15 protein-coding genes and 1 pseudogene are annotated in these 12349 nt (G+C 69.0%); 6 read left to right on the forward strand and 10 right to left on the reverse strand.

The window, feature by feature from the left end; translation table 11 throughout:
* Window positions 1-8: 8 nt before the first annotated feature.
* Both ACFP3H_RS14470 and ACFP3H_RS14475 read left to right on the forward strand, forming a co-directional pair.
* Window positions 9-596 (forward strand): HdeD family acid-resistance protein, encoded by a 588-nt coding sequence (locus ACFP3H_RS14470; protein WP_378605482.1) that lies wholly within the window; start codon window positions 9-11, stop codon window positions 594-596.
* Window positions 597-676: 80 nt separating this feature from the next.
* Entirely contained in the window at window positions 677-1027 is a 351-nt protein-coding gene (locus tag ACFP3H_RS14475; protein WP_378605485.1) for a hypothetical protein, read from the forward strand.
* A 30-nt stretch (window positions 1028-1057) separates the two neighbouring features.
* On the opposite strand, the gene ACFP3H_RS14480 is transcribed toward ACFP3H_RS14475, so the two are convergent.
* The 3 genes from ACFP3H_RS14480 to ACFP3H_RS14490 all read right to left on the reverse strand — a co-directional run bounded on the left by ACFP3H_RS14480 (window position 1058) and on the right by ACFP3H_RS14490 (window position 4048).
* Complete coding sequence (locus ACFP3H_RS14480) at window positions 1058-1858, reverse strand: HugZ family pyridoxamine 5'-phosphate oxidase (protein WP_378605488.1); 801 nt, start codon at window positions 1856-1858, stop codon at window positions 1058-1060.
* Complete coding sequence (locus ACFP3H_RS14485) at window positions 1855-3111, reverse strand: esterase/lipase family protein (RefSeq protein WP_378605491.1); 1257 nt, start codon at window positions 3109-3111, stop codon at window positions 1855-1857. Before ACFP3H_RS14485 ends, ACFP3H_RS14480 begins: the two co-directional genes overlap by 4 nt.
* 220 nt (window positions 3112-3331) lie before the next feature.
* Complete coding sequence (locus ACFP3H_RS14490; protein WP_378605494.1) at window positions 3332-4048, reverse strand: metal-dependent hydrolase; 717 nt, start codon at window positions 4046-4048, stop codon at window positions 3332-3334.
* A gap of 88 nt (window positions 4049-4136) precedes the next feature.
* Between ACFP3H_RS14490 and ACFP3H_RS14495 the strand changes: the two genes are divergently transcribed.
* Both ACFP3H_RS14495 and ACFP3H_RS14500 read left to right on the forward strand, forming a co-directional pair.
* Complete coding sequence (locus ACFP3H_RS14495) at window positions 4137-4547, forward strand: nitroreductase/quinone reductase family protein (protein WP_378605497.1); 411 nt, start codon at window positions 4137-4139, stop codon at window positions 4545-4547.
* Window positions 4548-4604: 57 nt separating this feature from the next.
* Window positions 4605-5060: an SRPBCC family protein gene (locus tag ACFP3H_RS14500; RefSeq protein WP_378605500.1), complete on the forward strand. Its 456-nt coding sequence runs from the start codon at window positions 4605-4607 to the stop codon at window positions 5058-5060.
* A 57-nt stretch (window positions 5061-5117) separates the two neighbouring features.
* Here ACFP3H_RS14500 and katG read toward each other — a convergent pair whose 3' ends face one another.
* Complete coding sequence (katG, locus tag ACFP3H_RS14505; protein ID WP_378605503.1) at window positions 5118-7343, reverse strand: catalase/peroxidase HPI; 2226 nt, start codon at window positions 7341-7343, stop codon at window positions 5118-5120.
* An 11-nt stretch (window positions 7344-7354) separates the two neighbouring features.
* Window positions 7355-7789, reverse strand: coding sequence for a Fur family transcriptional regulator (locus ACFP3H_RS14510; protein WP_378605506.1), 435 nt, complete (start codon window positions 7787-7789; stop codon window positions 7355-7357).
* A 146-nt stretch (window positions 7790-7935) separates the two neighbouring features.
* Here ACFP3H_RS14510 and ACFP3H_RS14515 point away from each other — a divergent pair, with 146 nt between their 5' ends.
* Entirely contained in the window at window positions 7936-8985 is a 1050-nt protein-coding gene (locus ACFP3H_RS14515; RefSeq protein WP_378605509.1) for a fused (3R)-hydroxyacyl-ACP dehydratase subunits HadA/HadB, read from the forward strand.
* 70 nt (window positions 8986-9055) lie between these two features.
* Here the strand turns inward: ACFP3H_RS14515 and ACFP3H_RS14520 are convergent, their stop codons facing one another.
* Window positions 9056-9664 carry a TetR/AcrR family transcriptional regulator gene (locus tag ACFP3H_RS14520; RefSeq protein ID WP_378605512.1) on the reverse strand — a complete coding sequence of 203 codons (609 nt, stop codon included), beginning with the start codon at window positions 9662-9664 and terminating at the stop codon, window positions 9056-9058.
* A gap of 114 nt (window positions 9665-9778) precedes the next feature.
* On the opposite strand from ACFP3H_RS14520, the gene ACFP3H_RS14525 reads away from it, so the two are divergent.
* Window positions 9779-10639, forward strand: coding sequence for an SDR family NAD(P)-dependent oxidoreductase (locus ACFP3H_RS14525; RefSeq protein WP_378605515.1), 861 nt, complete (start codon window positions 9779-9781; stop codon window positions 10637-10639).
* A 5-nt stretch (window positions 10640-10644) separates the two neighbouring features.
* Here ACFP3H_RS14525 and ACFP3H_RS14530 read toward each other — a convergent pair whose 3' ends face one another.
* The 4 genes and pseudogenes from ACFP3H_RS14530 to ACFP3H_RS14545 all read right to left on the reverse strand — a co-directional run.
* Window positions 10645-11250, reverse strand: coding sequence for a GTP-binding protein (locus ACFP3H_RS14530; protein WP_378605518.1), 606 nt, complete (start codon window positions 11248-11250; stop codon window positions 10645-10647).
* Entirely contained in the window at window positions 11231-11605 is a 375-nt protein-coding gene (locus ACFP3H_RS14535; protein ID WP_378605521.1) for a DUF742 domain-containing protein, read from the reverse strand. The genes ACFP3H_RS14530 and ACFP3H_RS14535 overlap by 20 nt, the downstream gene beginning before the upstream one ends.
* Window positions 11606-11617: 12 nt before the next feature.
* Complete coding sequence (locus tag ACFP3H_RS14540) at window positions 11618-12022, reverse strand: roadblock/LC7 domain-containing protein (RefSeq protein ID WP_378605524.1); 405 nt, start codon at window positions 12020-12022, stop codon at window positions 11618-11620.
* Between the two features lies 1 nt (window position 12023).
* A pseudogene (locus ACFP3H_RS14545) lies at window positions 12024-12349 on the reverse strand (sensor histidine kinase); the annotation flags it as partial.

Genomic DNA, 12349 nt, shown 5'->3' on the forward strand with positions numbered 1-12349 from the left:
ATCTCGTCATGACGACAAATACCGTGCTGGGGAGCCCGTTGACGGCTCTTGCCAAGAAAACCTGGCAAACAATTCTGGTCACCGGTCTTCTCGCGGTGGTGCTCGGCATCATCTTGCTCGTGTGGCCCGGTCCGTCGCTGCTCGTGGCGGGCGTGCTGTTCGGTATCTACATGGTTGTCAGCGGTATCTTCCAGCTGATCGCCGCCTTCACCCACCTGCCGAGCACCAGCTTTCGCGTGCTGTCCTTCATCAGCGGTGTGCTGTCGCTGATCATCGGTGTGTTCTGCTTCCGCGACGACCTCACCTCGATCGTGCTGCTGGGCCTGTGGATCGGCATCAGCTGGCTGTTCCGCGGTATCGCGGTGCTGTTCTCGGCGATCTCGGAGACCAGCGGCGTGCCCGGACGCGGCTGGCAGATCTTCTACGGCATCATCAGCGCGCTGGCCGGTGTGATCCTGATCGTGTGGCCGATCGGTTCCGTCGCCACGCTGGTCCTGGTGGTCGGCATCTTCCTGATCATCATCGGCATCATGGAGGTCATCACCGCTTTCGGCGTCCGCAAGGACTCGCACCTGCTGGATCAGCAGGCCAACTGACCCCCACACGGAAGAGTTCGTCTGACACGGCCGGTGCCTTCGGGTACCGGCCGCTTTCGTCTGTATTACGCTGCGCACCCATGGAATTGGTCTACAAGCTCGTCGTCGTCGCCCATCTGCTCGGCATGGCGGCGGTCGTCGGTGGTTATGTCGCCTCGCGCCCGAGGGTCTCGGAGTTGATGGTGTGGGGTGCGCGGGCGCAGCTGATCACCGGCGTGATCCTGGCCGGGATGGCCTCGGGGATCGAGTCACTGCACAAGGAACCCGACACGACCAAGCTGGCGGTGAAGCTGGTGATCGCGTTCGCGGTGGCCGCCTTCGCCGAGATCAGCCGCGGTGACGCCAAGCGCGGCAAGCAGGTCCCCTGGATGACCGACGCCGCGGGCGGCCTCGCGATCGTGAACGTGCTGGTGGCGGTGCTGTGGCCCTGAGCGCGGGCGAACGGCGAACGCGCGGGGCGCTCAGTCGGTGGCGCGGGCTCGGCGGGCCAATTCGACGGTGGCGGCGCGCAGTTCGCTGATCTCGGAGATCGGGGTGGCGTAGCCGACGCGGGTGCGGGCCACCCCGCGCGGGGATTCCACGCGCAGGTCGAGGCCGTAGCGGTCGGCGCGTTCGCAGGTGGCGGCGATGGCGTCGGGGAAGCCGCCGAGTTGCTGGGCCATCGCGAGCAGGGCCTCGGCGTGGTCGGCGTTGAGGTGGGCGATGCCGGGGGCGGCGTGGGCGACGATCGGATCCGGTTGCGCCGCACGGTATTCGGCGGCGGAGGCGGAGTCCATGCGACCGTAGCCGCCGACCCAGCGCACGCGTTCGACGCGCAGGACCCACAGGGTGAAGTCGTTGTAGTCGATGTAGTACTTGGCCGCGGGGATGGCACTGAGGTGGGCCGCGCGGGCAGCGTCGGCTTCGGCGCCGGTGGGCTTCTCGACGAACCCGGCCAGGGTGATGCGGGTGCCTGCCAGGGGGTCGGCGGGGATGTCGGGGGTGACGATCGCGATGCTCGCGCGCGGGTCGCGGGCCAGGTTACGGCCGTGTTCGGCCAGGCGCGACACGCTCAGCACCGGTTGCCCGTCGAGCAGTCCGTAGGTGATGAACGACGCCCACGGCGCGCCGTCGGCGGTGAGACTGGCCAGGGTGCCGGTGTTGGTGCCCGCCGCGATCGTGCGTGCCTCCTCGGCCGCCGACGGGCGCGCCTCGTTGGCCAGGGGAGCGGTCGGCAGCGGTATGGCGGGTGCGTCGCCCGGGTCGCCGTGGTCGAGAGTCATGGCCACAGCGTATCCACCGGGCGCGGTCTGCGGGGCGTGCTCGTCAACCAGCTGTGCAGGGCCTCGTAGACGGCGTCGTGATTGAGCAGGCTGAAATGGTTCGCCGCGGGGATGTGCAGGCCGTTGACCGCGTCCAGATCCAGGCGCCGGGTGCGGCCGCGCCCCGATCCGCTGCCCGACAGGACCATGCCGTCGCCGATGATCACGCCGAGCGGGTGCTGGGGGCTGTGGGTGATGGTGGTGGTGACGAAGTAGTGGTCGACGCCCGGCAGCAGCGGAACCTCGATGACGGCTCGCGCGCGCAGGGTGTCCACGTCCGGATCGCGCCAGTCCTCGTCGACGAGGGAGCCGTGGCGCAGATCCCGGATGCCGGCACTGCGCCTGCGCAACAGCTTGCTCAGCGGGCGGGTCTCGGGCAGTAGGTCCAGCGCGGCCGAGGCGTAGTGCACGAACTGCTCGAGCGGCGCGCCCAGATGCGGCGAACCCAGGCAGACCACCTGACGCACCGCGCGTACCCACACCTGCTCGGCGGCTTCGGCCTGATGGCAGGCGCTGCGCATGACCAACCCGCCCATGGAGTGCCCGACCAGGCAGATCTCGTGCACCGGCATCGGCCAGCTCTCGACCAGCCGGGCCAGCAGCGCGCTGAGTTGGGCGGCGTTCTCGGAGATGTGCAGGCCGGTGTTGAAGCGGACGAAGACCGGGGTGTAGCCGAGGTCGGCTTCCAGCCGCTCGCCGTAGGTGGGGCGACCGCCGAGGCGCCAGGCGTGCTCGGATTCGATGAGCCCGTGCAGGAACACCACCAGCCGGGTGGTGGGTACCGGGACGTGCGCGGCCAGTTCCTCGGGCGGGACCGGGGCGCCGTCGACGCGGAAGGTCATGGGGGAGGCCAGGATCGGGGCGTCGTCCTCGAGGGCGTCGCCGATGAAACCCTGGATCGCGGCCAGCACGCCCGCGCCCCACACCGTGCGCGAGGGCGCGGTGACCCCGGGCAGCTGTACCGCGCTCGCGACCTCGCCGACGATGAGTCCGGTGCCGCTGACCGCCGCGTACACCCCGTCGGTGATCGCGTCGTGCACGACCTTCACCGGGGCGGCGGCGGGTCCGACGCCGAGGCGAATCGCGGCGAACACGCGGTCGGAGATGGCGCGATGCATGGCAGCGATCCCGTCCACGGCGCCGACGAATTCATCGCCCGCCAGGCGGGTGAGGGCCTGTATTTCGGCCTGGGATCGGGGGAGCTGCTCGGTCACGAAATTGAGAGTACAACTGTGCACTCAATTATGGGCGGTTCGGGTCGAGATCGGCCACGGGCGACGGTTGTCGAGGCCCGGATCTGGGACGCGACACAAATCCATCGCGTTACCGAGATATGCGCATCTATACATGTATGTGCATAGGGAAGGCACTGGGGACCGGCTGCGCCGGCCCGGCGAGGGACGGCGGGGGAGCCCGCCGTCCCGGTGCCCGAACTCAGCGCTGTTGCGTGATCGCGTACCAGAGCGCCCCCATCGCCCCCAGCACGAAAAGCGGTGAGATAACCCAGGTTTCGACCCGATTGCCGGTCCGCTCGATCAACGGCACCCGGGTCCGCAACGGAAACGGCCACAGCAGCCGACAACCCCGATCGGTCAGGCAATCGCCCAGCAGATGCGCCAGACACCCCAGCCCCACGCAGATCGGCAACCACGCGGGCCGATCCACGATCCAGTGATCCACCGCGAACGTGCCCGCCGCGGCCAACACGATCACCGTCCCGTAGGAACGCACGTTCTTGCCGGGCGGGCACAGGTGCAGCGACCGCACCGCCAGCGCGAGCAGGAAGAACACCAGCCCGAGGGTGAACGGTCGACCCAGATAGTGTTCGCCCGCCCACGTCCCCAGCACCGCGACGACCACGAACAGCAGCGAATGCGTCCCGTGCCGGTGTCCGCCCGAGGCCCACGAGATGAACCGGCACAGGTGATGCGAGACCGGGCCAAGGACGTGGGAGATGGTCCCGTTGGGGTGGTCCGCGTCGGGCAGCAGCGCGGCGCCCGCGGTGAGCAGGGTGCCCATGATCAGTTCGGCGATCCCGAATTTCGTTGTGTCGCTGTCGAACAGGGGGAACGCGGCGACGGTGAGCGGTAGCGCGGCGGCCGTACCGGCCCAGGCCAGCGCCCCACTCGTCGCATGAGAATGTCCTAGCACCCGGCAACGTTAGAGGACCTCACGGTCTGCGCGCATATGCCGTGGCAGGGGCGGAATTTCCGGGGGTGGTGGCGGTGTTGTGGCAGGCATGAGCGCATTCAACGACCAGGTGATCGCCGAGTTCCGGGCCAACGGCGGGCGCGTCGGCGGCCCGTTCGCCGGCCGCGACACCATGGTGATCATCACCACCACCGGCGCGAAATCGGGTCGGGCGATCACCAATCCGCTGGTGTTTCTGCCCGACGGCGACCGGATCGTGCTGATCGCCTCCAACGGCGGCGCCGACAAACACCCCGCCTGGTACTACAACCTGCTCGCCGATCCCACCCTGACCGTCGAGGTTCCGGGCGAAACCTATACGGGCAAGGCCGAATTGGTCGCCGAGCCGGAACGCACCGCCCTCTACGACCGGATGGTGGCGCTGATCCCGGGTTTCGGCGAGTACCGGGACAACACCGATCGCGAGATTCCGGTGTTCGCGGTGTATCGGACGAATTAGTCGCGCCCTCGAGCGGAATGGTTGCCGGGGGAGTGCGGCGCTGGTTCTCTCGACCGGGTGACCGAAACCATCGACGCCCCACGCATCGTCCACGCCTCCCGCGACATCGCGGCGAGCCCCGCCGCGATCTTCGAGCTGATCGCCGATCCCGCCCAGCAGCCGCGCTGGGACGGCAACGACAATCTCGCCGAAGCCGCCGCGGGCCAGCGGGTTCGCGCGGTCGGTGACGTGTTCACCACCACCTTGACCAACGGCGCCGACCGCGACAACCACATCGTCGAGTTCGAGGAGGCCCGCCGCATCGCGTGGAACCCGTCCGAGCGCGACAAGACCCCGCCCGGACACCTGTGGCGCTGGGAACTCGAGCCCCTCGACGACACCCACACCCGGGTGACCCACACCTACGACTGGACCGCCCTGCACGACGAGCTGCGGCAGGTGCGCGCCAAGGCCACCACGGCAGACAAGCTCCAGGCCTCGGTGGACCGGCTCGCCGAGCTCGCCGAATCCTGAGAGACGCCGAGATGCCCTGCGAATCACCGTGATTCGCAGGGCATCGGCGTGTCGGGATCAGACCAGATCGAACCGGTCCAGGTTGCTGACCTTGGTCCACGCGGCGACGAAGTCGTGCACGAACTGTTCGCGCGCGTCGTCGGTGGCGTAGGCCTCGACCAGCGCGCGCAGCTGCGCGTTGGACCCGAACGCCAGATCGACCCGGCTCGCGGTCCACTTCACCGCGCCCGACTCCCGATCGCGGCCCTCGTAGAGGCCGTCCTCGCTCGACGGCGACCACTCGACGTCCATGTCCACCAGGTTGACGAAGAAGTCGTTGGTCAACGCGCCCGGCGTCTCGGTGAACACCCCGAGCGGCGAGGACTGGTAGTTCGCGCCCAGGACTCGCAGTCCACCGATCAGCACCGTCAGTTCCGGTGCGGTGAGGGTGAGCAGGTTGGCCTTGTCGAGCAGCAGGTACTCGGCGGGCACCTGCGCGTCCTTGGACACGTAGTTGCGGAACCCGTCGGCCGGGGTCTCGAGCGCGGCGAAAGACTCGATGTCGGTCTGCTCCTGGGTCGCGTCGGTGCGACCGGGGGAGAACGGCACCGTCACCGGGAAGCCGGCGGCCTGGGCGGCCTGTTCGACACCCACCGCGCCACCGAGCACGACCAGGTCGGCGAAGGACACCTGCGTGCCGCCCGCCGCGTTGAAGCTGTCCTGGATGCTCTCGTAGACCCGGATCACCTGGGCGAGCTCGTCGGGCTGGTTGACCGCCCAGCCCGCCTGCGGCTGCAACCGGATCCGGCCGCCGTTGGCGCCGCCGCGCTTGTCGCTGCCACGGAACGACGACACCGCCGCCCACGTGGTCGACACCAGCTGGGCGATGGACAGCCCGGACGACTGGATCTGGCCCTTGAGCGCGGCGATCTCGGACTCACCGAGGACCGGGCCCTGCTGGGCGGGCACCGGGTCCTGCCACAGCAGTTCCTCGCTGGGCACCAGCGGGCCGAGGTAGCGCACGATCGGACCCATGTCGCGGTGGGTGAGCTTGAACCAGGCGCGGGCGAACGCGTCCTCGAACTCGGCCGGGTTCTCCAGCCAGCGCCGCGTGATCGGCCCGTAGATGGGGTCGAAACGCAGCGACAGGTCGGTGGTCAGCATGACCGGGGCGCGCTTGCGGCCCGGGACGAACGGGTCGGGCACGGTGTCGGCGCCCGCGCCGCCCTGGGGGATCCACTGGTGCGCGCCCGCCGGGCTCTCGCTCAGTTCCCACTCGTACCCGTAGAGGGTCTCGAGGAAGTTGTTGTCCCAGGCGATCGGCGTGCTGTTCCAGATGCCCTCGAGGCCGCTGGTGATCGCGTCCTCGCCGACCCCGGTGCCGAACTTGCTGCGCCAGCCAAGACCCTGCTCCTCGAGTGGCGCGGCCTCGGGCTCGGGACCGACATTGTCGGCCGGGCCCGCGCCGTGGGTCTTGCCGAAGGTGTGTCCACCGGCGATGAGCGCGGCGGTCTCCTCGTCGTTCATCGCCATCCGGGCGAAGGTCTCGCGGATGTCGACGGCGGCGGCGATCGGATCCGGATTGCCGTTGGGGCCTTCGGGATTGACGTAGATCAGACCCATCTGCACCGCGGCCAGCGGACGCTCGAGGTTGCGGTCGCCGCTGTAGCGTTCGTCGCCGAGCCAGGTGCGTTCGGGACCCCAGAACACGTTCTCGGAGGGCTCCCACGCGTCCACGCGCCCGCCACCGAAACCGAAGGTGCGCAAGCCCATCGACTCGAGGGAGACATTGCCGGTGTAGATGAGCAGATCCGCCCACGACAGCTTGCGGCCGTACTTCTTCTTCACCGGCCACAGCAGCCGCCGGGCCTTGTCCAGGCTGGCGTTGTCGGGCCAGCTGTTGAGCGGGGCGAAGCGCTGCAGGCCGCCGTCGGCGCCGCCGCGACCGTCACCGACGCGGTAGGTGCCTGCCGAGTGCCAGGCCATGCGGACGAACAGCGGACCGTAGTGGCCGAAATCGGCGGGCCACCAGGACTTGGAGTCGGTCAGGACGCGCTCGATATCGGCCTTCACCTCGGCCAGGTCGAGGGTCGCGAACTCCTTCGCGTAGTCGAAATCGCCGCCGAACGGGTTGGCCGCGGGCGGATCCTGTTGCAGTAGGCCGAGATTGAGCTGGTTGGGCCACCAGTCGAGGTTGCTGCCACGGGCGTCGGTGGACGCGAAGGGCTGGTGCGCGACAGGGCAGCCGCCGTTCTCACCGGGTTCCGTATTGGCTTCCGCGATCGGTGGGTGTTCCTCTGGCACGGCGAATCCTTTCAGGTCAGTGATGGCGATGTCGTGCAGTCAGAGCATCGACCCCAGTAGATGACCTCGGCCTCGTCGACGACGAAACCGTGGGTGTCGCTGGGGTTCAGGCAGGGTGTGTCGCCGACGGCGCATTCGACATCGACGATCACCCCGCAGGTTCGGCAGACCAGGTGATGGTGGTTGTCACCGACGCGGGTCTCGTACCGTGCGACGGTGCCCATCGGTTGGATCCGGCGCAGCAGCCCGGCGGTGGTGAGCGCGCGCAGCGCGTCGTAGACGGCCTGGGTGCTCACCGCCCCGAGGGAGGCTCTGACTCGACTCAGGATCGTGTCCGTCTCGGCGTGCGGATGTTCGTGCACCGCGGTGAGCACCGCCAGACGTGGCGCGGTGACGCGCAGTGGGGCTGCACGGAGCATCTGCTCGAAGTCCGGTTTTGTGGACACGTTCCAGATTATGACTCATTCCAGATCAGCGCGCCACGGTTTTCGTCGGACCGTTCGGAACTGTGAACTGTGCCAAGAAATGTACGGTCGGACTGCGCGTCGACTAGCCTGCCGGATGTCCGCTCCCCGAACGAAGGTGATTCATAGTGACTTCCGTAGTCGATGACCTGGCTGTCGATGCCCCTGATGTCGCGTCGAAGGTAGGCCACTACTACCGGGTCGACGGCGTGTACGAGGTCGGCCGCGAGAAGATCCGCGAGTACGCCCGCGCGGTCCAGGACTTCCACCCCGCGCACTGGGAGGACGAGGCAGCCGCCGCGCTCGGCTACCCCGGCCTGGTCGCGCCGCTGACCTTCGTCTCCATCCCGGCGATGGCGGCCAACAAGCTGCTGTTCGAGACGGTGGTGGTCGGCTACGACATGTTCGTGCAGACCGAGCAGGTCTTCGAACAGCACAAGCCGATCGTGGCCGGTGACCGCCTCATCGTCGACGTGGAGCTGTCCTCGGTGCGCACGATCGCGGGCAAGGACCTGATCACGGTCACCAACACCTTCGTCGACGAGGCGGGCGAGACCGTGCACACCATGCACACCACGGTCGTCGGCATCACCGGCGACGACGGGGTCTCGCCCGAGATCACCGCCGCGGTGGAGAACGTCATGCTGCACGGGGTGAAGGTGTTCAGCCAGGACAAGAGCGCCGCGGTGGAGACCACCCTGCGCCCCGAGGGCGAGCAGGTCGTGCTCTCGGTCGCCGGTGCCGCGCGGGTGCCCAGCACCACGCTGTCGTTCGACGAGCTCGGTGTCGGCGACGAACTGCCGCTGCGCGACGCCCGCGTCTCGCGCGGCGACCTGGTCAACTACGCCGGCGTCTCCGGCGACGGCAATCCGATCCACTGGGACGAGAAGATCGCCGAACTGGCCGGCCTGCCCGACATCATCGCCCACGGCATGCTGACCATGGGCCTCGGCGCGGGCTTCGTGTCCGCGTGGTCGGGCGACCCCGGCGCGGTCACCCGCTACGGCGTGCGCCTCTCGGCCCCCACCGTCGTCGGCCGCGAGGGCGGCCAGGTCGAGTACACCGGTCGCGTGAAGTCCCTCGACCCGGCGACCCGCACCGCGGTGGTCGCCGTCACCGCCAAGTCCGGCGGCCGCAAGATCTTCGGTCTCGCCACGACGAACCTGCGCTTCCGCTGAGTTCCGGGTAGGCCCGCGTTTCGGCGCGGGTCTACCTGCCTGTGGTGAAACATGCTGCCCGGCACCAGGTTCAGCCCCGTAGCCCGCGCAGCGCGGTCTCGACCACGCGGTCGGCGAAGTCGGTGGTGAGGCCCTCGGGGCGCAGCAGCCAGCGATCCATCAGTGGTCCCCAGATGAGGGCGATGGCCACCTCGAGGTCGACATCGTCGGCGATCTCGCCCGCGGCCTGCGCGGCGGCCAGTCGGTGGCGTTTGAGTTCGTCGATCGGGGCCTGGAGTCGTTCGGTGTAGGCGGCGGCCAGGCCCCGGTCGTGCATGATGGCGCTGGTCAGGCCGCGCAGCGGTAGGTCGAAGCGGGGGTCGGACAGTTCCGCGACGGTGGCGCGCAGGACCAGTTTCAGGTCGGCCTCTAGGTCGCCGGTGTCGGGGAGGCCGGGGCCTGCGGAGTCGCTGTCGGTGAGCATCAGCACGGCGTCGAGCAGGACCGCGCCCTTGGACGGCCACCACCGGTAGATCGTCTGTTTTCCCACCCCCGCGCGCGCGGCGATGGCCTCGATGGTCAGTTTGTCGTAGCCGATCTCGCCGGCCAGGTCGAAGGCGGCGGTGAGGATCGCGCGCCGGGAGTTCTCGTTGCGACGACTCGCGTCGGCCGACTGCTTGGGCGCGGGCTGGGGGCTCATGCGCACAGCGTATCAAAGAGACGAGACGTTGCGTCTTGACAGGGCGGAAAAGTGGTGGCAATCTGGGAAATGTCAGACGAGACGCAACGTCTTGTCTAGTGAAGGAGGAACGCCATGACCACCGCCGGTACCGCCACCCCCCGCGTCTGGTTCATCACCGGAGCCAGCCGTGGCCTCGGTCGAGCCTTCGCCGAAGCCGCACTGGCACACGGGGATCGGGTCGCCGTGGCCGCCCGCACCCGCGCCGCGCTGGACGAACTCGCCGCCGCCCACCCGGGCCGGGTCCTGCCGCTGACCCTCGATGTCACCGACCGTGCCGCCGTGCACACCGCGGTCGAGGAGGCCGTGGCACACTTCGGCCGCCTCGACATCGTGGTCAACAACGCAGGCACCCTGTCGATGGGCATGATCGAGGAATTCACCGAGCAGCAGGCCCGCGACCAGTTGGAGGTGAACTTCTTCGGCGCCCTGTGGGTGAGCCAGGCCGTGCTACCGCACCTGCGCGCCCAGCGCCACGGCCACATCGTGCAGGTCTCGAGCATCGGCGGACTCGCCGGATTCCCGCTGTCGGGCATGTACGCGGCGAGCAAGTTCGCGCTCGAGGGCATGAGCGAGGCGCTGGCCATGGAGGCCGCGGAATTCGGTGTGCGCGTGAGCATTCTGCAGCCGGGCGGCTACTGGACCGACCTGTACTCGGCGATGCGAAATACCACCCCGATCGAGGCGTACGCCCCGCTGCGCGCCCAGCTCGAGGCACAGTGGGCCGAGGGCTCCATCGACAGCGAACCCGCCCTGGCCGCGCGGGCGCTGCTCACGCTGGTCGACGCCGAGGAGCCGCCGCTGCGACTGCTGCTCGGAAACATGGTGTACGACTTGGCCTTCGACCTCGCACGCGCCAAGATGGCCACCTGGTCGGCGTGGGAGCAGACCAGCCGAGCCGCGGAACACGCGGTCGCCGCACCGGGCTCGGCATAGTCGGCTCAGGTGGTGACGGGGGTGCGCGCGGCGCGATCGATCAGGTACTCGACCAGATGCGTCAGCACCGCCTTGGCCGAGGGCCGATCGCGCGCGTCGCACAGCATCACCGGGGTGTTGGGATCCAGGTCGAGCGCGTCGCGCACCTCGTCGATGGTGTAGCGCGGCGCCCCGTCGAAACAGTTCACCGCGATCAGGAACGGCAGTCCGCGCCGTTCGAAGAAGTCCACCGCGGCGAAGGAGTTGCTCAACCGTCGGGTGTCGGCCAGCACGATCGCCCCGAGCGCGCCACGGCACAGCTCGTCCCACAGGAACCAGAACCGGTCCTGGCCGGGCGTGCCGAACAGGTACAGCACCAGATCCCGGTCGATGGTGATGCGGCCGAAGTCCAGCGCGACGGTGGTGGTGTGCTTCTGCTCCACCCCCGACAGGTCGTCCACGCCGGTGCTGACCTCGGTGATCAGCTCCTCGGTGCGCAACGGCGCGATCTCGCTGATCGAGGCCACCATGGTGGTCTTGCCGACGCCGAAGCCGCCGGCGACGAGGATCTTGACCGAGGCGGCCAGGTGCTGGCCGCCCGAGGTCGTCGGGTCAAAGTTTTCGGATGCCATCCAGAACCGCTCGCAATACGTTGAGGTCACCGGCGCCGGCGTCGGCCGTTACCGGAGCCCGGAAGATGAGGTGGCCCTCGGCGATGAGATCACCGACGAGGATCTTGGTCACCGCCAGAGGCAGTTTGAGCACGGCCGAGACCTCGGCCACCGATTGCGGACGCTTGCACAGCTGCGCGATCATCCGGTACTCGGGTTCGGGCCGGCGCAGGGTGGGGGCCGGGTGCACCGCGACCACCACCGTGAGCATGTCCAGGTCGTGCGCCGCACCCATGGTGCGGCCGCGGGTCACCGCGTACGGCCGAACCAGTGGTCCGGCCGCGTCGTCGAACCACGGATCGCCTAGTCGAGTCATCGGTGAAACTTTCTATAGCTGCGCATGTCCGTGGCGCGGTTCCGTCGACAGATAACTGCCGACCCGCGCCACGGTGAGATTCATTTCGTAGGCCACCATGCCGAGGTTGGCCGACTCGGTGGCCTGCAGCGCCAGGCAGGCGTTGTCGCCCGCCGAGGTCACGAACAGCACCGCCCGATCGAGTTCGATCACCGCTTGGCGCACCGCGCCGCCGTCGAAGCGGGCACCCGCGCTGCGCGCGAGACCGTGCAGGGTCGACGACATGGCCGCGAAGTGCTCGGCGTCCTCGCGCTTCATCTGCGAGGAACGTCCGAGCAGCAGTCCGTCGGTGGACAGCACGACCGCGTAGCGGACCCCTGCCAGCCGGTCGACGAGATCGTCGAGTAGCCAGTTGAGATCACCGGGGGAAGAGTTCACCTCAGCCTTCCTGTTCGTCCTGGTTCGAAGTGGTCTGGTGCCGGCGACCCTGACGGGTGCCGTTCTCGATCGCGGACATGAGATCACGCGCCTGTTCGGCCGAGCGCGGACGCTCGGGCTCGCGCGGGGCCTCGACCACGGGCTCGGACAGCTCCGGCGCCAGGTTGGTCTGCCTGCTGCGCCGCGGCAGGGCGGGCCGTTCGTCGGTGCCGGTGTCGTAGCGCGGATCCTGGGCGGCCTGCGGCGCCGGGGCGGGCGCCATCGGGCGCGGCGTGGGCGGATCGGCGACCAGCGTGGCCACCGGCGCGGGCGCCGGGTCCAGCGCGG

Origin of the sequence: Nocardia lasii (genome assembly GCF_042658545.1) — a bacterium.
Lineage (GTDB): Bacteria > Actinomycetota > Actinomycetes > Mycobacteriales > Mycobacteriaceae > Nocardia > Nocardia lasii.

Excerpts from the sequence above, each read along its gene's own strand:
- ACFP3H_RS14470 (WP_378605482.1), top strand. The coding sequence starts at position 9 with ATGACGACAAATACCGTGCTGGGGAGCCCGTTGACGGCTCTTGCCAAG.
- ACFP3H_RS14475 (WP_378605485.1), top strand. The coding sequence starts at position 677 with ATGGAATTGGTCTACAAGCTCGTCGTCGTCGCCCATCTGCTCGGCATG.
- ACFP3H_RS14480 (WP_378605488.1), bottom strand. The coding sequence starts at position 1,858 with ATGACTCTCGACCACGGCGACCCGGGCGACGCACCCGCCATACCGCTG.
- ACFP3H_RS14495 (WP_378605497.1), top strand. The coding sequence starts at position 4,137 with ATGAGCGCATTCAACGACCAGGTGATCGCCGAGTTCCGGGCCAACGGC.
- ACFP3H_RS14520 (WP_378605512.1), bottom strand. The coding sequence starts at position 9,664 with ATGAGCCCCCAGCCCGCGCCCAAGCAGTCGGCCGACGCGAGTCGTCGC.
- ACFP3H_RS14525 (WP_378605515.1), top strand. The coding sequence starts at position 9,779 with ATGACCACCGCCGGTACCGCCACCCCCCGCGTCTGGTTCATCACCGGA.
- ACFP3H_RS14530 (WP_378605518.1), bottom strand. The coding sequence starts at position 11,250 with ATGGCATCCGAAAACTTTGACCCGACGACCTCGGGCGGCCAGCACCTG.
- ACFP3H_RS14535 (WP_378605521.1), bottom strand. The coding sequence starts at position 11,605 with ATGACTCGACTAGGCGATCCGTGGTTCGACGACGCGGCCGGACCACTG.